Below are 20,130 nucleotides of genomic sequence, written 5' to 3'. Positions count from 1 at the left end.
ATCTTATGTGGTAAACCTGAAAATTCCCTATGGAAAAGAAATTCTTATTAATGATATTGAGTGCCTCCTGGTGTGCAACATAAAATCATCGCGAAATTTTACATTAATATGGCTCCTTCTTCAACAGGAAAGTGATTGAAGAAAATCAAGAAAGTTCCGCGAAAGTGAATTAGGTTTTGTGACTATTGGAGAGCTAAAGTTTTACTTTAAGTAATTGCTTCAAGTAATCTATTAACTTAATTCAGGGTAAAGCGGGAACTGACCTGCCATATCGCGTACCTGGTTCCGGATGTCAGCAACAAGGCTTTCATTTTCAGGATTTTTCAACACCTGGGAGATCCAGGAAGCGATGATTTTCATTTCTTTTGATCCCATTCCTCTTGTCGTGAGGGCGGGTGTGCCCAGACGGATCCCACTTGTCACCGTCGGCGATCTTGTATCGCCGGGAACGGCGTTCTTGTTGACGGTGATCCCCACCTGCTCCAGAGCTTCCTCAGCCTGCTTTCCATTGATCCCTTCTGAACCAAAATTGATGAGGATGCAGTGGTTCTCTGTCCCATCACCCACCAGTTTCCAGCCGTCCTCAATGAGTGCCTGCGCAAGAGCCCTAGCGTTCTCCACAATCTTCGCCGCATAGACTTTAAACCCCGGTTCAAGATTGTATTTAAATCCGAGGGCTTTTGCCGCTATGAGATGTATACCGGGACCACCCTGAATCCCGGGCATGACCGCTGAATCAAGCAGCTCCGAAATCTTCCTGATGCGTCCGCCTATGGAAGCCTTGGCGCCATGTTTGTTCAATGTTCCTTCATCCTTGACCATGATCATTCCGCCGCGCGTCCCCCTGAGAGTCTTATGAGTGGTCGTTGTGACGACGTCACACCACTCAAAGGGGTTAAAATCACCCCCGAACTGTGGCAATTCTGCAGCGATCAGACCGGCTGGATGGGCTATGTCTGCAACTACATAAGGGATTCCATGCCTGTCAGCAATTTCACGGACTCTTCTGAAGTTAATGTTCTTTACGACGGCGCTCCCGCCGCACATTACTAGCTTGGGCTTGGAACCCGCGCTCCTTGCAAGCTCTTCCATCTGCACATAGTCGGGGTGACCATCAATGGTGACGCCATACTGGATGGAGTTCCAGATGATCCCGGATGATGAGACTTTGGCACCATGGGTCAGATGTCCGCCTGCCTTAAGGTCCATACCAAGGAAAGTCTCACCAGGCTTCATCAGGGCAAGATAGACTGCCTGGTTCGCCTGGCTCCCACTCCACGGCTGGACGTTGACCCAGCCTACCTTGAAAAGCTTGCATGCTCTCTCGAAGGCGATTCGCTCAATCTCGTTGACAGGACCGCATCCACCATAGTAGCGCCCCGATTGGCTCCAGTCTATCTCGCCCTTCTGCCTGGCGAAAGGCGTCCCTTCAGCATACTTTGCGACCGCCATGTTTCCTGCAACTCGGATTACCTCCAGCGGAGGATAGTTCTCGCTGGCGATTAATTCCAGCCCTTCTCTCTGTCTCTGAAGCTCATTCCAAAGAGCGCTGGCAAGTTCAGCATCGACTTGCGATAGGTTCTTCATTTTTCTAATTCAGTTGTTCTTCTTGAACTCTTCCATGAAGGCAGCAAGCTTCTGGATCCCTTCCAGAGGCATGGCATTGTACATGGAAACCCTGATCCCGCCGACGGAACGATGTCCTTTCAATCCATGGAACCCGGCTTTAGATGCCTCATCGATGAATTTCTTCTCGAGATCCTCATTAGGCAGCCTGAGCGTCACGTTCATGATGGAACGGCTATCCTTGTGCGCGGCGCTCCTGTAATAGTCAGGATACTCATCGAGGATACCGTAAATAATGCGTCCCTTCTCGTTGTTGATCTCCTCGATCTTCTTCAATCCTCCCTGAGCCTTCAACCATTCCAGAACGAGCTTCACCATGTAGATGGCAAAGACCGGCGGCGTATTGTAGAGAGAATCCTTCGAGACGTGGGTCTTATAGTTGAGCATGGTAGGTAAATTTTCCGGACATTTTGCCACGAGGTCATCATGGATGATGACTACAGTTACTCCTGCAGGACCGAGGTTCTTCTGCGCTCCGGCATAAATAACGCCAAATTTGCTGACATCTACCTTCCGGCTGAGTATATCGGATGACATGTCCGCAATTAGCGGCACATTGCCTACATCAGGGTATCTCTGCCACTGCGTTCCCGAAATGGTCTCGTTTGAAGTGATGTGCACATAGCAGGCATTCGGATCGAGCTTCAGTTCATCCTGTCTGGGCATCCGCCGGAAGCCATCCGCCTCCGTCGTGGCAGCAATGTTTGTCTTCCCAATGAGTTTGGCCTCTTTATGCGCTTTCTGCGCCCATTCTCCCGTTATTACATAATCCGCGTTCTTGCCCTGTGGGAGGAAATTCATCGGAATCATGGCGAATTGGAGAGATGCCCCTCCACCGAGGAAAATGATTTTATAGTTCGGCGGGATCCCCATGATCTCGGCGAGCAGTTTCTTGGTATCCATCATGACGGCCTCGAACTGCTTGGACCTGTGGCTGATCTCTGTGACTGACATCCCGAGCGATGAGTAGTCGATAAACTCATCCCTTACCTTTTCCAGCACTGGCAGCGGCAGAGTTGCCGGCCCCGGATTAAAATTGAAGATTCGATTGCCCATCATTCACTCCTTTCTCAAGAATGAGATCATTCTTACAATGACCGGGTAAAGTTCATGGCAAGCAAAACCTCTTTCGAAATAACGCTCACTGCTTTCTGATATATTCGCCGATCTGCCGATCAACGATCTCGCCTATCCTCAGGAGATTCTCCTTGGTTGAGGCTCCCAGATGGGGCATGAGGACCACGCTGGGAGCGTTGATCAAGGGGGAGTTCTGCGGCGGATCGCTGTACCAGACGTCGTTCCCGTATCCACCGATCTTGCCACTCTTCAGGGCGTCCGCCACATCTTCCTCAACGACACATTTCCCTCTTGCAGTGTTGATTATTATGACGCCGTTCTTCATCTTCGCGATGGTTTCCCTATTGATCATCTTCTCCGTTTCGGGAGTAATCGGCGTGTGGAGCGAGATGTAATCACTCTCCGCTAGAAGGTCATCAAGCTTATTCTTCATCTCGGCATACTCTGACGACTTCACGTAGGGATCATAGGCAATGACTCTCATGCCGAATGCCTTAGCCCTCTTTGCCACTTCTGTGGCGATCCTTCCCATCCCGATCAGACCGAGCGTTTTTCCGAAGAGCTCGGTGCGCTTGAGTTCCTTCTTAAGCCACTGTCCCTTCTTCATGGAGCCATCTCCTTCTACAATCTTGCTGGGAATAGCGATCATCAAAGCGATGGCAAGTTCCGCCACGGCGATGCTGGATGCCTCTGCTGTATTCTGAACGATAATCCCCTTGGTTTTTGAGTATTGAACGTCGATGTTATCAAGCCCCACTCCGCCGCGGATAATCATCTTTAGATTCTTTCCCTGATCTATGAACTCCTTCGTGCATTTCGTCTTGCTTCTCACAAGAGCGATATCTGCATCGGGAAGCTGGCTCATGTCTTCCGTTACCTCTCCGTATTTAGACAGTCTCTTCGGGAGGGATGGATCAAAAGCATCGCAGATAAGAATCTTCATTTCAGACCTCCATGATATAAAAAAGATTCAGTGAATCAGTTCAGAAGATGCATGACGAGTCCACTCTTTAGCTTCGGTTCAAACCATGTTGATTTCGGGGGCATGATCCTCCCCGCATTGGCGATCCGCATCAGATCATCCACGGTCGCCGGAAAAAGAGCGAAGGCAACCCGGAGCCTTTTGCTATCGACTCTCTTCTTCAATTCCCCCAGCCCTCTTATGCCACCGATAAAATCTATCCTTTTATCTTTTCGAGGGTCTTCAATCCCCAGTATTGGACCAAGCAGGTTCTTCTGAAGGATCTGAACATCCAAGCGCTCAATGGGGTCATCATCGACTATGATCTCCTTTCTTGCGGTTAATCTGTACCACTTTCCTTCGAGATACATGCCAAACGTGTGCTGTCTTTCAGGATTATGCGGATCGTTACTGGGTGCAGCCTCCACCTCAAATCCGCGCTCCCCGATCTTCTGTAGGAATGTTTCAGCAGACATCTCGTTGAGGGTGGCAACCGCCCTGTTGTATGGCAGGATCTTGACCTGATTATCCGGGAAGAGGACACCGGTGAAGTAGTTGTACTCTTCGCGGCCAGTATGGTCTGGATGCTTCTCTTTCCTGATATCCCTGACCCGGCAGCTCGATGCGCTCCTGTGATGGCCATCGGCTATGTAGATTGCATCAAGACGGCCAAATGCTTCTGCCAGATTCCGAATTGTGGCTGAGTCATCGACTATCCAGACCGTGTGGCGAACCGTCTGTTCGTCGACGAAATCGTAAACCGGCTGTCTCTTCACACAGGATTCTATAATCCAATCGATTTCAGCCTTCGCCCTGTAAGTGAGGAAGACAAGACCGGTGTTCGCACCGACACAGTCGATATGTTTCGTCCGGTCCAGCTCCTTGTCCGGCCTTGTGAGCTCATGCTTCTTGATGATGTTATTCAGATAGTCGTCCACTGAGACACAGGCCAGAAGCCCGACCTGCCTGTGATCACCCATGATCTGCTGATAGATGTAAAAGGAATCTTTTCCATCCCGGACGAGTACTCCGTCTTTTATGAACTTCTGGAAATTTTCGCGGGCCTTCTCATAGACACGATCGTCATAAAGGTCAATATCAGGCTTGAGGTCAATCTCTGATTTGGCGACATGGAGGAAGCTCAGCGGGTTATTCTGAGCCATTATCCTTGCCTCTTCCGAGGAGAGGACATCGTACGGTGGACAGGCAACTTTCGCAACGAGATCGTTCCTGGGGCGCAATCCGCGAAACGGTTTCACGATAGCCATGCATCGGCTCCTTTCGAAGGAAACTTTTCCACTTTCTTCAGAATCTATGCTGTTATTAGGTCCAAAACCTTACCGGAATGATTGAGCGATACGATATCAGATTGAGCCAGAAAGTTCAACACCGAAAGGGGGACTAAAGGCTTCTGAGTATCTTAAGGAACTGGTTATAGGGGATAGCCGTCCAGCTCTCCGCTTTGGTGGCACCCAGAGACATGGAGATGAGAGAGACCTTCGAGGCGACTTCCTCATTCGGAGCCTCATATATGCTGATGAAATCGTATGGCCCAAGGATAGAGTAATGACAGATCCACTTTACATCCGGGCACTTCTCTTTGACGGCAATCTTCCACTTCTTCCCGTTCTCCTCGATCGTCCCGATGTCTTTTATTGCTTCGGGGTTTAATTTTGTCATGAGAATGTAGGTCGACATATCTTTCTCCTTTCCTACTAGCTCAAGGAAATAAACAATCTCTTCCTTATAATTATCCATTTTACAATAAACAAAATCAGGAAAAAGGTCAACGGAAATCATTCCACTCCAAAATGGTAGGGCTATACCCGAAGAGAATCTTTCAAACTTCTTCGATCACCATCTGCTTGTCCTCATTTAAACATAAAAAAGAAGAAAAATAGTATGATTTTAAAAACTGCAAATATTGTTGACAGCAACTACCGCTTCTGTTATATTTCAGAAGAAATTTTTTATGTATAACTTTGTTTTTAAAAGAGTTATCTGTTATTGAAGGCGCGTAGCTCAGGGGGAGAGCGCTACCTTGACACGGTAGAGGTCGGCGGTTCGAAACCGCCCGCGCCTACCATATTTATTATGGACTTTGCAACGTACAAATCAGAAGAACAAAATTGCGGAATTGGGAGTGAAAGAGATCAGTTTAAAAAATTCAGCCGTTCAAAAGGGGGAGATGATCCGTGTCACCTTCCCGGACGGAACAGTTAAGAACTACCCCCGCGGAGTAAAGCTTTCCGACATCATTACACAATCTGGTTCGAAAAAATATGAGAATGCCATCGCCGCCAGAGTCAACGAAAGTCTGAAGGATCTTTCCGCATCGCTCGAAGAAGACTCCCGCCTTGACTTCATACTTCCACCTTCCGATGAAGCACTGGAAATATACAGGCACACAACCTCCCACATCCTTGCTAATGCTGTAAAGTCTCTCTTCCCTAATGTCAAAATCGGGATCGGCCCCGCCATTGCTGACGGTTTCTACTACGATTTCGACAAGTCTGAGCCGTTCACTCCAGAGGACCTGGTGAAGATCGAAGAGAAGATGAGAGAGATCATCAGGCAAGACCTTCCAATGGTGAGAAAGGTCGCTCCGAAGCATGATGTACTGAATATCTTCCGATCCATGAACGAAGACCTCAAGTTGGAACTCATCGAGGAAAAAGGGGGGGAGTGCTGCTCATACTATGAACAGGGAGATTTTGTTGATTTCTGCCTCGGACCTCACCTTCCATCGACAGGAAAGGTGAAGGCGTTCAAGCTTCTGAGCGTCGCCGGCGCCTATTGGAAGGGGGACGAGAAGAACAAGATGCTTCAGAGGATTTACGGAACAGCTTTCTTCAGCGAAGAAGAGTTGAAGAGTTACCTTAACCTCCTGGAAGAGGCAAGGAGACGCGATCACAGGAAACTTGGCAAGGAGCTGGGAATCTTTAGCATCCACGAAGAGGCAGGAGCGGGACTAATCTACTGGCATCCGAAGGGAGCAATCATCCGCAGGATCATCGAAGAGTTCTGGAAGGACGAGCATATCAAGAGAGGATACCAGCTCGTTTCGACCCCCCACATCGCCAACAGCAGAATTTGGAGAGAATCCGGCCACTACGATTACTACCTCGAGAACATGTACCGTTTCAATATAGATGATGACGAGCATGTCATAAAGCCGATGAACTGCCCCGGGCATATCCTCATCTATAAATCGGGGAAGCACAGCTACCGGGAACTTCCGGTAAGATTCGCCGAGCTCGGGACCGTTTACAGGTACGAGCGCTCCGGCGTGCTTCACGGAATGATGAGAGTCCGCGGCTTCACCCAGGACGATGCTCACATCTTCTGCACAAATGAACAGCTAGAATCGGAGATCGAAGGGGTCATCGATCTCGCGAAGCACATGCTCTCTTCCTTCGGTTATTCTGAGTATCAGATCGACCTGAGTACATCTGATCCAAGCAATCCTCAGAAATATGCTGGGATGCGCGCCGAATGGCATGATGCTGAAAAGATACTCGAAAAGGTCCTGAAGAGGAAAAGGATTGAATACTCCGTGATGAAAGGAGAAGCAGCCTTCTACGGGCCCAAGATCGACATAAAGATGCTCGATGCCTTGAAAAGAGCCTGGCAGGGGCCGACCATACAGCTTGACTTCAACCTCCCCTCGCGCCTGGGTGTATACTACACCGCTGCCGATTCGAAGGAATATCCCGTCCTTATGGTCCACAGAACGGTCCTCGGCTCCATAGAGAGGTTCGTCGGAGGACTGCTCGAACACTATGCAGGAGCTTTCCCTGCATGGCTTGCTCCAATCCAGATTAGAATCCTCACCATCACAGATAGGACTAGATCTTACGCCATGAAGCTCAAAGAGACGCTGGCATCGAATGGCTTCAGAGTGGAAGCAGATCTTAGAAATGAGAAGATAGGTCTGAAGATACGCGAGGCGCAGCTCGAAAAGATTCCCTTTATGGCAGTAGTCGGCGATAGAGAAGAAAAGGATGGGAACATATCGCTCAGGATCAGAGGCAAAGGCGATAAAGGCATGTACAGCCTCGATGCCTTCATTCAATATGCGAAAAGAATCGTAGACGAAAAAGATTTAAAACAATAACGTAACAACCTTAATTCAAGAGAGGTGCTGCCATAGCTATAGAGAAGAAAGAAAGAGTAAATGAACAGATCAGGGCCAGGGAGGTGAGGGTCATCGACGAAAATGGAGCTCAGGTAGGCATTATGCCCGTTTCCAAGGCACTTGCCATCGCCGAGGAGAGAGGGCTGGACCTAGTTGAAGTCTCCCCGTTGTCGAAGCCCCCTGTCTGTAAGATCATGAATCATGGGAAATTCCTCTATGAGAAAAAGAAGAAGGAACACGAGGCCAAGAGGAAGCAGAGGCACATCCACGTGAAAGAGATCAAGTTCAGGCCCAAGACGGATGAGCATGACTTCCAATTCAAGAAGAAGCACATCCAAAGATTCCTGAGTGACGGCGACAAAGTTAAGATCAGCATCCTGTTCCGTGGTAGAGAGATCATCCATCCCGAGATCGGAAAGGCCATCCTGGATCGATTGATCTCGGAGCTCCAGGAAGAGGGGATCGTGGAGATGAGCCCGAGGTTGGAAGGACCCTTCATGATGATGATCATGGCTCCCAGACCCAAAGCGTGATATTTTAAATTACAAAAATCAAGCGATAGGAGATTGACCCTATGCCAAAATTAAAGACACACCGAGGTGCTGCCAAGAGATTCAAACTCACATCATCAGGAAAGATCAAGAGGAGCAAGGCATTCAAGAGCCATATCCTCACGAAGAAAACAACGAAAAGGAAGAGACATCTCGACCGGGACACATACATCAGCAAAGCGGACCAGGAGAGAATGATGAAGATGCTACCTTATCGATAAGGAGGATTCGTCGTGCCAAGAGTAAAACGAGGAAGCAAGAGAAGACACAAAAGGAAAAAGATCCTGAAACTTGCGAAGGGATACTATCTTGCCAAGAGCAAGCTTTACACCATAGCCAAAGAGCAGGTCGAAAAGTCCCTGGGTTATGCGTACCGAGATAGAAGAGCCAAGAAGAGGGATTTCAGAAGACTCTGGATCGTCAGGATCAATGCTGCCGCACGGTTGAATGACATTCCTTACAGCAAGTTCATGCGCGGTCTCAAGAAAGCCGGTATTGTCATCGATAGAAAGATCTTGGCCGAACTTGCCGTGACCGATCGCGATGCATTCTCGAGGCTTGCAGAAGAGGCGCGAAAAGCGATTGTCGCATAGGCAATAAGCACTTCCGTGCAACGTTAAAGTCATAGCAGGATCTCAGTCCCATGAAGGAAGAACTCCAGAAGATCAAAGAGCTTTTTCTTGAAGAGGTCAAGAAGATCTCCAGCGAAAAAGGACTCTTTGATATCAAGGTCAAGTATCTCGGAAGGAAGAGCGGGCTCCTGACGGAGAAAATCAAGGAGTTCGGAAAACTCTCTCCTGCTGAAAAGCCCGAGGTTGGCCGGCTCCTCAATGAGATAAAATCCTTGATAACCCTGGGAATTGAAGAAAAGAAAAAAGGGCTATTAGAAATCTCCAGAGAGAGGAAGCAGAAAAAGGGTGTCGATCTAACACTACCCGGATACTTCCCTGCAGCGGGGCATTATCATCCCATTTCTCAGGTCAGCAAACTGATTGCCGAGACATTCATCGAGATGGGGTACAGCGTCGAGGAAGGTCCCGACATAGAAGACGACTTCCACAACTTCAAGGCCCTGAACATACCGAAAGATCATCCCGCGAGGGACATGCAGGACACCTTCTATATCAACCAGCAACTTCTGTTAAGAACACATACTTCCCCTGTCCAGATCAGAACGATGCAGAAGTACAAGCCTCCGCTTAAATTCATCGCTCCCGGAAAATGTTACAGGAGGGATTTCGACATCACTCATACACCCATGTTCCACCAGGTTGAGGGGCTATGTGTCGATCGCGCCATATCGATGGCTGACCTGAAGGGAACCACTGATTATTTTTGCAGAAGAATCTTCGGCGAAGAGGTGAGATTGAGATTCCGCCCGAGTTACTTCCCCTTCGTTGAACCGGGAGCAGAAGTGGACATCAGTTGCACCGTCTGCGGTGGAGCGGGGTGCAGGAGCTGCAAGATGAGCGGCTGGCTTGAGATCATGGGAGCGGGGATTGTCCACCCTGCCGTCTTCGAAGCGGTCGGTTATGACAGCAGGAAATACACCGGGTTCGCCTTCGGCATGGGGATTGAACGGATCACAATGCTGAAATTCGGCATCGAAGACATCCGCCTATTCTTCGAAAACGATATCCGCTTCCTGGCTCAGTTTTAGTCGCGCAGACATATCGGTTGAGTTGCTGTATGTCAACGATGATAAGTGTTGAGTATTAGAGTGCAATGAAATTTCCTGTTGGATGGATCAAAGAATTCGTTAACGTGAAACTTTCCGACTCTGAGCTTGCTTCGCTCCTCACTTCTATCGGCTTCACCGTGGATTCCATCGAGAAGATTGAAGGAGAAAATGTCTTCGAGATCGACATCACGACGAACAGGCCCGACTGCATGAACATCATAGGATTGGCAAGAGAGATCGCCGCTGCAACGAACAGGAAGCTGAAGCTCAGAAAAGAGCGGTACAGAGAGGTCAAACCGGCCTCCCGCTCCATTTTCAAGGTTGAGATCTTGAACCCGTCCCTCTGCTGGAGGTACAGTGGCCGCGTGATAAAAAACGTGAAGATTTCCCCCTCCCCGTTCAGTATTGCGAAGAGGATAATCCAGTCTGGACTGCGACCCATTAATTGCATCGTTGATGCATCAAACTATGTCCTCCTCGAACTCGGACACCCCATCCACATCTTTGACCTCTCCAGGCTTAAGGGAAACAGGATCGTCGTCAGGAATGCAAGGAACGGGGAAAAGATCGTCACCATCGATGCGGCGGAGCGAGAGCTCACGGAAGATATGCTGGTCATTGCGGATGAGAGTGATCCCGTCGCCATCGCCGGGATCATGGGAGGACTTCACTCTGAGGTCACTGACAGCACGCGGAACATCTTCATCGAGAGCGCTTATTTCGATCCGAGATCGGTAAGGCTCACCTCCAAGAAGCTGGGGCTCTCCACGGATGCATCTTATCGCTTCGAGAGAGGCGCTGATTTCCATGCAACGCTTAAAGCCATCGACAGAGTGACTTCCCTTATCATGGACTGTTCGGGCGGAGACGTACAATTGGGCTACATCGATGTCATCAAAAAGAGATCGTTGAAGAAGCAGATCACCGTAAGAATGGAGAGCGTGGAGAAGATACTCGGCGTTCAGGTGAAGGATGAAGCAGCAGTCAGGATCCTTCGATCCCTCGAGATGAAAACGGCCAGAAAGAGCAAGCGAACCTTCAAAGTCATTCCGCCATCTTTCCGCATCGACACTATGCGCGAGATCGACCTCATCGAGGATATCGCTCGATTCGTAGGATACGATTCTTTACCCCGCACAATCCCTTACTCCACGGAACAGAATATCAAGAGCAAATCGGATGTCCGCGAGGAGCTCCTCAAAGAGATGCTCATCCCGGCTGGTTACTCGGAGGCGATCAACTATTCCATGATATCGGATGAGGAAGACGCCCTCTATTCGTTTTACGACGAAGCGAAGCCCTTGAAGATCGACAACCCTCTGTCAGAAAATGTGGCAACACTGAGAAGGTCCCTTCTACCAGGATTATTCAGGAACATATCTTCCAACATCTCGAGAGGATCAAAAGACATCAAGCTCTTTGAGGCAGGAAAGATCTACTATTTTTCCCGGAGCAAACAGCCGGAGGAAAAAAAGCATGTTGCTCTAATGGCGACCGGCTCCTCCACCCAGGACCACTGGAGTCACGAGAAGAGAGAGACGGAGTTCTGGGATATCAAAGGTGCGGCCGAAGCGATCCTCAAACGGCTTAATTGCAACTTCTTGTTTAAAGAAGTTAACGCCAAACATGTAGAAGGGAAACTGTATGACAGAAGTTTTTCATTCGAGTTCATATCCGAGGATGGAAAAAGGCTGGCCCTGGGAGGAAGAATAGACCCAGTCCTTGCCCAGAAATACAAGATATTTCAGCCGATCTGGGCTGTCGAGCTATCTCTCAACGAGATACCTGACCCTTCCCTGAAAGTCAACCGATTTCGGGCAATTTCACAGCTTCCGATCATCAAGAGAGACCTATCCATCATCGTGGACGAGAGTGTGAGATATTCAGAAATTGAAAAGCTGCTTGCAGAAAAATGGTGCGATTCTTCTATTGAAATCGGATTAAAAAACAGGTATTTTGGTAAATCTATTCCAGAGGGAAGAGTCAGCTTGACATTCGGCATTACCATCCATCAAAAGGATAGGACGCTGACCAGCGATGAGATCAATAAAATCACCGAGAAGATTCTTGACATTCTTTCCAGAGGGATCGACGCCGAACTGAGGAAGGAATAGAGGCAGGGAGATGATATGGATAAGAAAGAAATCGATGTCAAGAAATAGGAAGGTAAGAAACAGAAGGAGGGATGATATTGACAATGGAAGGCAAGAGCTTTAAACTTCTTGAAGATAAGATAGTGAAAATGATATCCTTAATGGGTGAATTAAGAAAGGAAAGAGATAGCTTGCAGGAAAAGATAAAGGAAAAGGAAAGGCAGATCGAGGCTCTGAAGGGAGAAATAGAAAATCTGAGCGCCACAGAAGACAAAAGCCTTTCTTCTCAAGATGTTAGAAAGCTTCTCGAAATCACCCAGGAAGAGAGAATGATGCTGAGAGACAGCATCAGGGGAGCTTTAAGACTTATAAAAGAATAGAGGGGAAGATGGTGGAAGATTCCAAGGTGCATCAGGTTGAGATATTCGGTCAGAGTTATAATGTGAGAGGCGAAGGAGATACCGATTACATAACAGAAGTTGCCGCTTACGTCGATAAGGTCATGCGTGATGTCTCTAACAGCACCGGGATCGCCGATACTTTCAAGGTTGCCATTCTGGCAGCCTTAAACATTGCCGATGATTACCTGGCTTTGAAGAACAAAGCCTCATCTGAAAAAGGAGAGGATACGGAAAAAGCCATCTCTTCATTGGTTGATAGGATTGACAGGTGTCTGGCTGAAGAGAAAGGAAGGTAATTCATACGGACAAAAAGGAGGATTTTGTCCCTTTTGATCATAGCATTGGACAGATTGAATTATGACAACTTAACCCCCTGCGAAGTGCGTGATGGGCTGATAAAAATGAGCCAACAGATATTAAGAGGGAGTTCGAGTCATTTTCACGGTGCGCACGCCCCTTCTGGGGGAAGCCTGAAGTGGAAGCAGAACACCCACCTGTACAAACAGGTTCAGATAGCTCAACCCACACGGCTTTCGCGGGGGATTTAAAACCTCTCTTTTCAACGTCCGCTCTTCCTTACTCTTCTCCAAATAAATTACAAAAATGAGGTGATTGAATTTGCAGGGGCTGAACTTACAGATTGTCATCATTATTATTGGCGTTGCACTTCTCGTCATCGAAGCCCTCGTGATTTTTATCCTCATCAGAAAGAAGATAGATAGGGCGAAGAAGACGGCGGCTTCAATCATCGAAGATGCAAAACGGGAAGCCGAGACGAAGATCAAGGAGATGACCGTCGAGGCTCAGGAGAAGCTCTTCGCCGCGGAAGCCAAGGTCGAGGAAGAGAACAAGGAGCGAAGAAAAGAACTCATAGCACTTGAGCGAAAGCTCGAACAGAGAGAGAAGAACCTCGACCGGAAAGCAAGTCTTCTGGGAAGCAAGCAGCAGGAACTCGAACGAAGAGAGCGGGAAATCAAGAGCGGAGAACAGAGGATCACAGAGAAAGAGACTTCCCTCCAAGCCGCCATCGTCACGCAGAAGAGAAAGCTCGAGAGCATCTCGGGGATGACGGCGGAGATAGCAAAGAAAGAACTGATGAAGGAGATGGAAGAAGAGACGCGAAGAGAAGCCGCGGGGATGATCAAGACGATAGAAGAAGAGGCCAGAGCAAAGGCGGAAGAGGAAGCCCTCAAGATAGTCACGAGTTCCATCCAGAGGTTCTCAAGCAAGAACTTCATCGAGACGACCGTGACCACCATCCAGCTTCCAAACGATGAGATGAAGGGAAGGATCATAGGCCGCGAGGGAAGGAACATCCGCTCAATTGAAATGGCCACAGGTATCGACCTAATCATCGATGACACGCCGAGGACCATTATGCTTTCAGGCTTCGACCCGTTGCGTCGCGAGATCGCGCGGATTGCCATCATGAGGCTCGTGGAAGATGGAAGGATTCATCCGGCCAGAATCGAAGAGATCATCGAGAAGGTCAAAGAAGAGATTGAAAACGAGATACAGAACGCCGGCGAGGCAGTCGCTTACGAGCTTCAGATTACCGACCTTCACCCCCGTCTCGCGAAGCTTGTCGGAAAGCTGAAATTCCGGACTTATCTCGGACATAATCTCGTTCAGCATTCCATCGAAGTAGCCCAGCTTGCGGCACACATGGCAACGGAACTCGGGGCTAAAGCCGAAGTGGCCAAAAGGGCCGGGCTCCTCCATGAGATCGGGCATGTTGCCGAAACCAACACGGTTGGCTCATCTTTCCTTTTGAGCGCCGAGACCGCTGCCATGTTCGGGGAATCCGACGAGGTAGTCCATGCCATCCAGTCGCTTCACCGGGACATGGAAGCTAAAACTGTCGAGGCGATCCTCCTGCATATGGCAGATAAGATCTCCGATTCCCGGCCGGGCGCGAGAAAAGATAATCTTGAGATTTCCATCTCGAGACTTAGAAAACTGGAAGAGATCGCCGCCTCAATGAAGGGAGTGAAGGCCGCTTATGCCATCCGGGCAGGGAAGGAAGTCCGGGTCATCGTCGATAGCACCGAATTGAGCGACGATGATGCCATCTGGCTCTCAAAGGATATTGCCAACAGGATCAAGACAGACCTGGATTATCCGGGACAGATCAGGGTCAGCGTCATTCGTGAAACCAGAGCGGTCGATTTCGCTGTGTAGTTGATGCTTATGCAAATGGTAAGCATTGGTTGCGGGAATCAAGGTAAGAAATGAATATCCTTTTAATTGCAGACATAGTTGGAAAGAGCGGAAGGCGGATTGTCCGTCAGAAGCTTCCGAAGCTTATTGACCGCCATGCGATCGATTTCATTATAGCAAATGTGGAGAATGCCGCAGGAGGTTTCGGGATTACACCCAAGATCGCGGATGAACTATTCTCCTTCAATATCGATTGTCTGACTAGCGGGAATCATATCTTCGACAGGAAGGAGATCATCCCTTATCTTGCCCGTCAGGAAAAACTCCTGCGCCCTATCAATTACCCCGAGCCTGCTCCTGGCTCCGGCGTTTACATAGGAGTATCCAGGAATGGCATGAGGGTCGCTGTTCTTAACATCATGGGGAGAGTCTTCATAGATTCCTACGACTGCCCCTTCCGCACTGCAGATCATGCTCTCGAACAGATCGGCAAGAGGGCAGATGTCAGGATCATCGACTTCCATGCCGAAGCCACCTCGGAGAAGATCGCCTTTGGATGGTACATGGACGGGAGGGTGGCTGCCGTCATCGGAACACACACACACGTCCAGACGGCTGATGAGCGGATCCTTCCTGGCGGCACGGCTTTCATTTCCGATGCCGGAATGACAGGCCCATTCGACTCCGTAATTGGAATAGAGAAGGAACTTGCCATTGAGAGGCTGCTGACGCAGCGGCCAGTGAAGTTTGAAACCGCGACGAGGAACGTTAAACTTCAGGCGGTTCTAGTAGGCCTGGACGAGAATACGGGTCTTTCAATTGACATTCAGAGATTGACTGTTGAAGACGATGGCGGAGAGCCGGCGATCGAAGCTGGAATGGCCGATGAGAAAGAATAACTTATCGGAAGAAGAATCCCTCCAAACGAAGAGCAAAGGTTCCAGAGAAAACCCTTTCACCATCTCGGAAATAAATCGGACAATCCGCTACGAGCTTGAAAGCAATTATCCCGGCATCTGGCTCGTCGGCGAGATATCGAACCTCAAACCGCACACATCTGGCCACCACTATTTTTCATTGAAGGACAGCGAAGGGCAGATACAGGCAGTCATGTTCTACCAGCAAAACCGGAGATTGAAGTTTACTCCGGAAGATGGACTAGAAGTCCTTGTCTTTGGAAAGCTCTCTCTCTACGTACCGAGAGGAACCTTCCAGATCATCGTCGAGGAGATGGAGCCGAAGGGGATCGGCTCGCTTCAGTATGCATACGAGCAGCTCAAGAAGAAGCTAGAGGCAGAAGGGCTCTTCGACGAATCAAGAAAAAGACCGATCCCTGCCCTGCCCCGCCGGATAGGGATTGTCACTTCGCCCACAGGAGCTGCCATCAGGGACATGATGAGGATCCTGGCTGGCATCAGCATCGAGATAATAGTCTATCCCTCGAGGGTCCAGGGAGAAGAAGCGGCTCCGGAGATAGTCGAGGGGATCAAGATACTGAACAGGATGACGGATCTTGATCTCATCATCGTGGGAAGAGGGGGAGGCTCAATGGAAGACCTCTGGCCCTTCAATGAAGAAGCAGTGGTCAGGGCGATTGTTCAATCGAAAATCCCCGTTATCTCCGCCGTTGGGCACGAAACCGATTTCACCATCTCCGATTTCGTTGCCGACCGTAGGGCGCCCACTCCGTCTGCTGCAGCTGCAATGATCGTCCAGAAAAGCCAGGAGCTTGAAGCCCGGCTTGCCACGTCTATCAAGGAGCTAATCCGGGAAGGTAAACTAGTTATTCAGGAACAGGGACAGAAGCTCGTCAGGCTCGAGCGAAGCAAAGGGTTCCTCGGCATAGAGGCGTTCATCCAGGAGAAAATGCAACGCATCGACGATCTTGAAAGGAGGGTTCTCTTCACCGTGGCCGGACATTTAGACCGGGTGGAAGGGCGACTGAAGCATCTCAGAGAGAGGCTCTCCCCGGCAAAGATCGCGTTAAATCTTGCTAGCGCTTTGAAATCGGCCTCTTCGGCTTCCAAGGGCTTGGAGAGGGTCATGGTAAACCTGATGAGAGCTGCCGAGGAGCACTTCTCAAGATTGTCGGGGCTCTTAAATTCCCTCTCCCCGCTTGCCGTTCTAGAGAGAGGATACTCCATTTGCAGGACACCCGACCGAACAAAAATTATTCGCTTGTCTTCCGAGGTATCCATTGGAGATAATGTAGATATCAAACTCTACCAGGGAAGCCTACTCTGCAATGTTAAAGGAAAAGAAGATGAAGAAGAAAAAAGTGAAACCTGAACATGGAGCCGCGATAAGCAAGATGACTTTTGAAGAAGCACTGGCAAGGCTTGAGGAAATTGTCAACGGGCTTGAATCCGGCGAGATATCCCTTGAAGAATCTCTTAAGCTTTTTGAGGAAGGGATTGTCCTGTCGAGACACTGCAACGAAAAGCTGAAAGAGGCAAGGCAGAAGGTCGAGATCCTCGTGAAATCGTCGACAGGAGAGATCATCCCACAACCCTTCGAGCCATCCGATGAAAGCGAATGATTTAATGGAACTCTTCACGATAGGAACATGAGCAGATGGCAACGACGACGGCAAACATTTCTGCTTACCTCAATGAAAAAGTGGAACTGATCAACTCCGAACTGGACCAGTATCTCCAGAAGGAATCTCATGCTCCGGATTCCATAATCGAGATCATGAGGTATTCAGTTTTTTCCGGTGGAAAGAGGATCAGACCGATTCTCTCCATTGCGTCCTGCGAAGCGCTCGGAGGGAAGCTGGAATATATCCTCCCTTCTGCCTGTGCCATTGAGCTCATACACACTTACTCCCTCATTCATGATGATCTCCCATCCATGGACAACGATGATCTCCGAAGAGGAAAGCCAACCGCCCATAGAGCCTTCAGTGAAGCAATGGCAATACTGGCCGGAGATGCGCTGCTGACGCTTGCCTTTGAAATTATGTCAAGATACCCGGATGGGGAAGCTTTTAACAGAAACAAGATCGAGATCATAAGGACAATCGCTTCTGCCTGTGGCATCGGCGGATTGATTGGAGGCCAAGTCATGGACATTCAATCCGAAGGCAGGGATATTGAGCCGAATGAATGCGAGCGTCTCCATCAGATGAAGACGGGGGCTCTCATAGGCGCCTCCCTCACCTGCGGCGCAATCATGTCCGGAACCGATGAGGAAAGGAAGAGGCTCATTTCGGATTTTGGAAAGAAAGTGGGTCTGGCTTTCCAGATAACCGATGACCTCCTGGATGCAGAAGGAAAAAAGGAAGTAGTGGGGAAGCAGACCAGAAAGGATATCCTGAAGAAAAAGGCGACGTATCCTTCACTTTATGGAATAGATGGAGCTCATCAGATCGCTCAGCGATTGATCGAGGAAGGGAAAGAGCTCCTCAAGCCTCTCGGAGAGAGGAGTTCCATTCTTTCTTCACTTGCCGATTTCATCATCAAGAGGAGGAGCTGAGATGCCCAAGAAGGAAGCGAAGGAACGACTCGACACCTACATAGTCAAAAAGGGGCTGGCAAAAAGTCGAGAACAGGCAAAGGCTTTCATCCTCGGAGGCATTGTTTACGTTAACGGGATGAAAGTGGATAAGGCCTCTTTGCAGGTATGCGAAAAGGACTTTATCGAAATCCGGATGGAGAGGGAACCGTTCGTCAGCCGGGGTGGCATCAAGCTGGATGCAGCCCTCAACACCTTCGAGATCGACGTGAAGGATAAGGTGGCGCTGGATGTAGGGGCTTCGACTGGCGGTTTCACGGATTGCCTCCTGAAGAGAGGAGCACAGAAGGTCTATGCCCTTGACGTCGGTTACGGGCTACTCGACTGGAAATTGAGGAGGGATCCAAGGGTCATCCCGATCGAGAGATTCAACGTCCGCTACCTGAAACCTGAGGACCTTCCAGAAAAGGCGGATATCATAACGGTTGATGTCTCCTTCATTTCACTGATGAAGGTCATCCCCCCACTGAGGAAGGTCCTCAACAAAGGGATCATGATCCTTCTCGTCAAGCCGCAATTCGAGGTTGGCAGGGGCAAAGTTGGCCCCGGAGGTATAATCCGGGACGAGGATGACCAGAAAAAGATCCTGAAAGAGATCGCGATGTTCTGCAAGAGGAATCAGCTATCCATTCTGGGGATTGCCGAATCCGCCATTACGGGAGCTGAGGGAAACAGGGAATTCCTCCTTTACCTATCCAACCATGAAAAGGGAATGAGCAACGTCGAGATCCTGAAACGAATCGAGTGTCTCTTCCATGAAAAAGGTAAGAAAGATCGGGGTCGTCGTTAAGACTAAAAAACGCGAGAGCAGAGAGGTTATCCTGCAGTTGCTGGATTATGCCAGGAAGAACGGGCTGATCGTGATCCCGGAGGCGGCGACTGCCAGGATGATAGGAGCCAGGCGCGGCATGGCCCGGGAAAAACTTGCAGAGAAGGTGGACCTTATCGTCGTCATAGGAGGAGATGGAACTCTCCTGAGCGTCGCCAGGAGCGCCGGGAAAAAGGGGACTCCCATCCTCGGCGTGAACCTGGGCGGGCTCGGGTTCCTCACGGAGTTCTCGACAGATGAGCTATTCAAGTATCTGGACAGGGCTGTTGTCGGCAGCATCGCTCTCGACAAGAGAATGATGCTCAAGGTTGACATCCTGAGAAAGAAAAGAAAGATCGGTAGCTACTCCATCCTGAACGACATCGTGATCAACAAGGCTGCTCTGGCAAGGATCATCGACCTAAGCATCGAGATAGACGGCTACTACGTCACTACGTACAAAGCGGACGGCCTGATCGTCTCAACTCCCACTGGCTCCACAGCCTATTCTCTTTCCGCAGGGGGACCCATAATCTTCCCGAGCATGAATGCTTTCGTGATTACTCCGATCTGCCCCCACACTCTCACCAACAGGCCGCTCGTCGTCTCTGACGAGGTTGAGATCAAGATCACATTGCTCACGAGCGACGAGGATGTTTACGTCACTCTGGACGGGCAGGTGGGATTTCCAATGAAAGCATCTGACATCATCAAGGTTGTCAGGAGCAGGAACATCATAAACCTTGTGAGGCCCTGCGAACGCAACTACTTCGATCTTCTCCGCCGCAAACTAAAATGGGGTGAGCGCTAAGCGGCGACTCCATGATCACAGTCGAATGCCGTCTTGATTCTCTTGTCTCTAGTATCCTGACGCTGAAATTCCTTTAATAAGTCAGGCACTCTAAAGTAAAGCAAATGGAATCCATAGCCTTTACGAAATATTCAAAGAACTTTAGAATCATTACACTAGAATAATGATATAAGCCGATGGTTTTTCCCCTTCCGATGGACCGGGCCAGCCCTTGAGATAAGCCACCCCCATGTCAGATGAAGAAATACCAGAGAGTTTTTCCCGGCATAGCATGAAAGGATATGCTTGATGCTTCTGATATTAGACC

General features: G+C 49.4%; 20 protein-coding genes, 1 tRNA gene and 1 other RNA gene. 17 read left to right on the top strand and 5 right to left on the bottom strand.

Annotated features, from left to right (window positions below; genetic code table 11):
- Positions 1 to 231 precede the first annotated feature (231 nt).
- From glyA to AB1756_03000, 5 genes are all read right to left on the bottom strand, one after another.
- Entirely contained in the window at positions 232 to 1,587 is a 1,356-nt protein-coding gene (gene glyA / locus AB1756_03020) for a serine hydroxymethyltransferase (protein ID MEW5806307.1), read from the bottom strand.
- Between the two features lie 9 nt (positions 1,588 to 1,596).
- Positions 1,597 to 2,685: a 3-phosphoserine/phosphohydroxythreonine transaminase gene (serC, locus tag AB1756_03015; protein ID MEW5806306.1), complete on the bottom strand. Its 1,089-nt coding sequence runs from the start codon at positions 2,683 to 2,685 to the stop codon at positions 1,597 to 1,599.
- 82 nt (positions 2,686 to 2,767) lie between these two features.
- On the bottom strand, positions 2,768 to 3,646 hold the full coding sequence (locus tag AB1756_03010) for a hydroxyacid dehydrogenase (GenBank protein ID MEW5806305.1): 879 nt from the start codon (positions 3,644 to 3,646) through the stop codon (positions 2,768 to 2,770).
- A 35-nt stretch (positions 3,647 to 3,681) separates the two neighbouring features.
- The gene (locus AB1756_03005) at positions 3,682 to 4,932 is read right to left on the bottom strand and encodes a DUF1015 family protein (protein MEW5806304.1); all 1,251 of its coding nucleotides are present in this window, start codon (positions 4,930 to 4,932) and stop codon (positions 3,682 to 3,684) included.
- Between the two features lie 133 nt (positions 4,933 to 5,065).
- Positions 5,066 to 5,362 (bottom strand): GYD domain-containing protein, encoded by a 297-nt coding sequence (locus AB1756_03000; protein ID MEW5806303.1) that lies wholly within the window; start codon positions 5,360 to 5,362, stop codon positions 5,066 to 5,068.
- Positions 5,363 to 5,675: 313 nt separating this feature from the next.
- Here AB1756_03000 and AB1756_02995 point away from each other — a divergent pair.
- From AB1756_02995 to AB1756_02915, 17 genes are all read left to right on the top strand, one after another.
- Positions 5,676 to 5,750 (top strand) — tRNA-Val (locus AB1756_02995).
- A gap of 57 nt (positions 5,751 to 5,807) precedes the next feature.
- Positions 5,808 to 7,781, top strand: coding sequence for a threonine--tRNA ligase (gene thrS / locus AB1756_02990; GenBank protein MEW5806302.1), 1,974 nt, complete (start codon positions 5,808 to 5,810; stop codon positions 7,779 to 7,781).
- A gap of 38 nt (positions 7,782 to 7,819) precedes the next feature.
- A complete protein-coding gene (gene infC / locus AB1756_02985) occupies positions 7,820 to 8,335 on the top strand; it encodes a translation initiation factor IF-3 (protein ID MEW5806301.1) in 516 nt (171 codons plus the stop codon).
- Between the two features lie 41 nt (positions 8,336 to 8,376).
- The gene (gene rpmI, locus AB1756_02980) at positions 8,377 to 8,574 is read left to right on the top strand and encodes a 50S ribosomal protein L35 (GenBank protein MEW5806300.1); all 198 of its coding nucleotides are present in this window, start codon (positions 8,377 to 8,379) and stop codon (positions 8,572 to 8,574) included.
- A gap of 12 nt (positions 8,575 to 8,586) precedes the next feature.
- Complete coding sequence (rplT, locus tag AB1756_02975; GenBank protein ID MEW5806299.1) at positions 8,587 to 8,946, top strand: 50S ribosomal protein L20; 360 nt, start codon at positions 8,587 to 8,589, stop codon at positions 8,944 to 8,946.
- A gap of 50 nt (positions 8,947 to 8,996) precedes the next feature.
- Entirely contained in the window at positions 8,997 to 10,013 is a 1,017-nt protein-coding gene (pheS, locus tag AB1756_02970) for a phenylalanine--tRNA ligase subunit alpha (GenBank protein MEW5806298.1), read from the top strand.
- Between the two features lie 65 nt (positions 10,014 to 10,078).
- Positions 10,079 to 12,148 (top strand): phenylalanine--tRNA ligase subunit beta, encoded by a 2,070-nt coding sequence (pheT, locus tag AB1756_02965; GenBank protein ID MEW5806297.1) that lies wholly within the window; start codon positions 10,079 to 10,081, stop codon positions 12,146 to 12,148.
- An 83-nt stretch (positions 12,149 to 12,231) separates the two neighbouring features.
- The gene (locus AB1756_02960) at positions 12,232 to 12,507 is read left to right on the top strand and encodes a hypothetical protein (GenBank protein ID MEW5806296.1); all 276 of its coding nucleotides are present in this window, start codon (positions 12,232 to 12,234) and stop codon (positions 12,505 to 12,507) included.
- Between the two features lie 8 nt (positions 12,508 to 12,515).
- Entirely contained in the window at positions 12,516 to 12,824 is a 309-nt protein-coding gene (locus tag AB1756_02955; GenBank protein ID MEW5806295.1) for a cell division protein ZapA, read from the top strand.
- 71 nt (positions 12,825 to 12,895) lie between these two features.
- Positions 12,896 to 13,074, top strand: a non-coding RNA gene (gene ssrS / locus AB1756_02950) — 6S RNA.
- 66 nt (positions 13,075 to 13,140) lie between these two features.
- Positions 13,141 to 14,709 carry a ribonuclease Y gene (gene rny, locus AB1756_02945; GenBank protein ID MEW5806294.1) on the top strand — a complete coding sequence of 523 codons (1,569 nt, stop codon included), beginning with the start codon at positions 13,141 to 13,143 and terminating at the stop codon, positions 14,707 to 14,709.
- A 50-nt stretch (positions 14,710 to 14,759) separates the two neighbouring features.
- Positions 14,760 to 15,587 carry a TIGR00282 family metallophosphoesterase gene (locus tag AB1756_02940; GenBank protein ID MEW5806293.1) on the top strand — a complete coding sequence of 276 codons (828 nt, stop codon included), beginning with the start codon at positions 14,760 to 14,762 and terminating at the stop codon, positions 15,585 to 15,587.
- Positions 15,574 to 16,977, top strand: coding sequence for an exodeoxyribonuclease VII large subunit (gene xseA, locus AB1756_02935; protein MEW5806292.1), 1,404 nt, complete (start codon positions 15,574 to 15,576; stop codon positions 16,975 to 16,977). Before AB1756_02940 ends, xseA begins: the two co-directional genes overlap by 14 nt.
- Positions 16,952 to 17,227, top strand: coding sequence for an exodeoxyribonuclease VII small subunit (gene xseB, locus AB1756_02930; GenBank protein ID MEW5806291.1), 276 nt, complete (start codon positions 16,952 to 16,954; stop codon positions 17,225 to 17,227). Before xseA ends, xseB begins: the two co-directional genes overlap by 26 nt.
- A gap of 35 nt (positions 17,228 to 17,262) precedes the next feature.
- Positions 17,263 to 18,165 carry a polyprenyl synthetase family protein gene (locus AB1756_02925; protein MEW5806290.1) on the top strand — a complete coding sequence of 301 codons (903 nt, stop codon included), beginning with the start codon at positions 17,263 to 17,265 and terminating at the stop codon, positions 18,163 to 18,165.
- A 1-nt stretch (position 18,166) separates the two neighbouring features.
- The gene (locus AB1756_02920) at positions 18,167 to 18,994 is read left to right on the top strand and encodes a TlyA family RNA methyltransferase (GenBank protein MEW5806289.1); all 828 of its coding nucleotides are present in this window, start codon (positions 18,167 to 18,169) and stop codon (positions 18,992 to 18,994) included.
- Positions 18,960 to 19,823, top strand: coding sequence for an NAD(+)/NADH kinase (locus AB1756_02915; GenBank protein ID MEW5806288.1), 864 nt, complete (start codon positions 18,960 to 18,962; stop codon positions 19,821 to 19,823). Before AB1756_02920 ends, AB1756_02915 begins: the two co-directional genes overlap by 35 nt.
- Positions 19,824 to 20,130: the final 307 nt, after the last annotated feature.

This window comes from Acidobacteriota bacterium (assembly GCA_040752675.1).
Classification (GTDB): domain Bacteria; phylum Acidobacteriota; class Polarisedimenticolia; order JBFMGF01; family JBFMGF01; genus JBFMGF01.
This window is presented reverse-complemented; position numbering and strand designations above follow the sequence as displayed.

Bases quoted from the DNA above. Each gene is read 5' to 3' on its own strand.
- glyA (MEW5806307.1), bottom strand. From the start codon at position 1,587: ATGAAGAACCTATCGCAAGTCGATGCTGAACTTGCCAGCGCTCTTTGG.
- serC (MEW5806306.1), bottom strand. From the start codon at position 2,685: ATGATGGGCAATCGAATCTTCAATTTTAATCCGGGGCCGGCAACTCTG.
- AB1756_03010 (MEW5806305.1), bottom strand. From the start codon at position 3,646: ATGAAGATTCTTATCTGCGATGCTTTTGATCCATCCCTCCCGAAGAGA.
- AB1756_03005 (MEW5806304.1), bottom strand. From the start codon at position 4,932: ATGGCTATCGTGAAACCGTTTCGCGGATTGCGCCCCAGGAACGATCTC.
- AB1756_03000 (MEW5806303.1), bottom strand. From the start codon at position 5,362: ATGTCGACCTACATTCTCATGACAAAATTAAACCCCGAAGCAATAAAA.
- rpmI (MEW5806300.1), top strand. From the start codon at position 8,377: ATGCCAAAATTAAAGACACACCGAGGTGCTGCCAAGAGATTCAAACTC.
- pheS (MEW5806298.1), top strand. From the start codon at position 8,997: ATGAAGGAAGAACTCCAGAAGATCAAAGAGCTTTTTCTTGAAGAGGTC.
- pheT (MEW5806297.1), top strand. From the start codon at position 10,079: ATGAAATTTCCTGTTGGATGGATCAAAGAATTCGTTAACGTGAAACTT.
- AB1756_02960 (MEW5806296.1), top strand. From the start codon at position 12,232: ATGGAAGGCAAGAGCTTTAAACTTCTTGAAGATAAGATAGTGAAAATG.
- AB1756_02955 (MEW5806295.1), top strand. From the start codon at position 12,516: ATGGTGGAAGATTCCAAGGTGCATCAGGTTGAGATATTCGGTCAGAGT.
- AB1756_02940 (MEW5806293.1), top strand. From the start codon at position 14,760: ATGAATATCCTTTTAATTGCAGACATAGTTGGAAAGAGCGGAAGGCGG.
- xseA (MEW5806292.1), top strand. From the start codon at position 15,574: ATGAGAAAGAATAACTTATCGGAAGAAGAATCCCTCCAAACGAAGAGC.
- xseB (MEW5806291.1), top strand. From the start codon at position 16,952: ATGAAGAAGAAAAAAGTGAAACCTGAACATGGAGCCGCGATAAGCAAG.
- AB1756_02925 (MEW5806290.1), top strand. From the start codon at position 17,263: ATGGCAACGACGACGGCAAACATTTCTGCTTACCTCAATGAAAAAGTG.
- AB1756_02920 (MEW5806289.1), top strand. From the start codon at position 18,167: ATGCCCAAGAAGGAAGCGAAGGAACGACTCGACACCTACATAGTCAAA.
- AB1756_02915 (MEW5806288.1), top strand. From the start codon at position 18,960: ATGAAAAAGGTAAGAAAGATCGGGGTCGTCGTTAAGACTAAAAAACGC.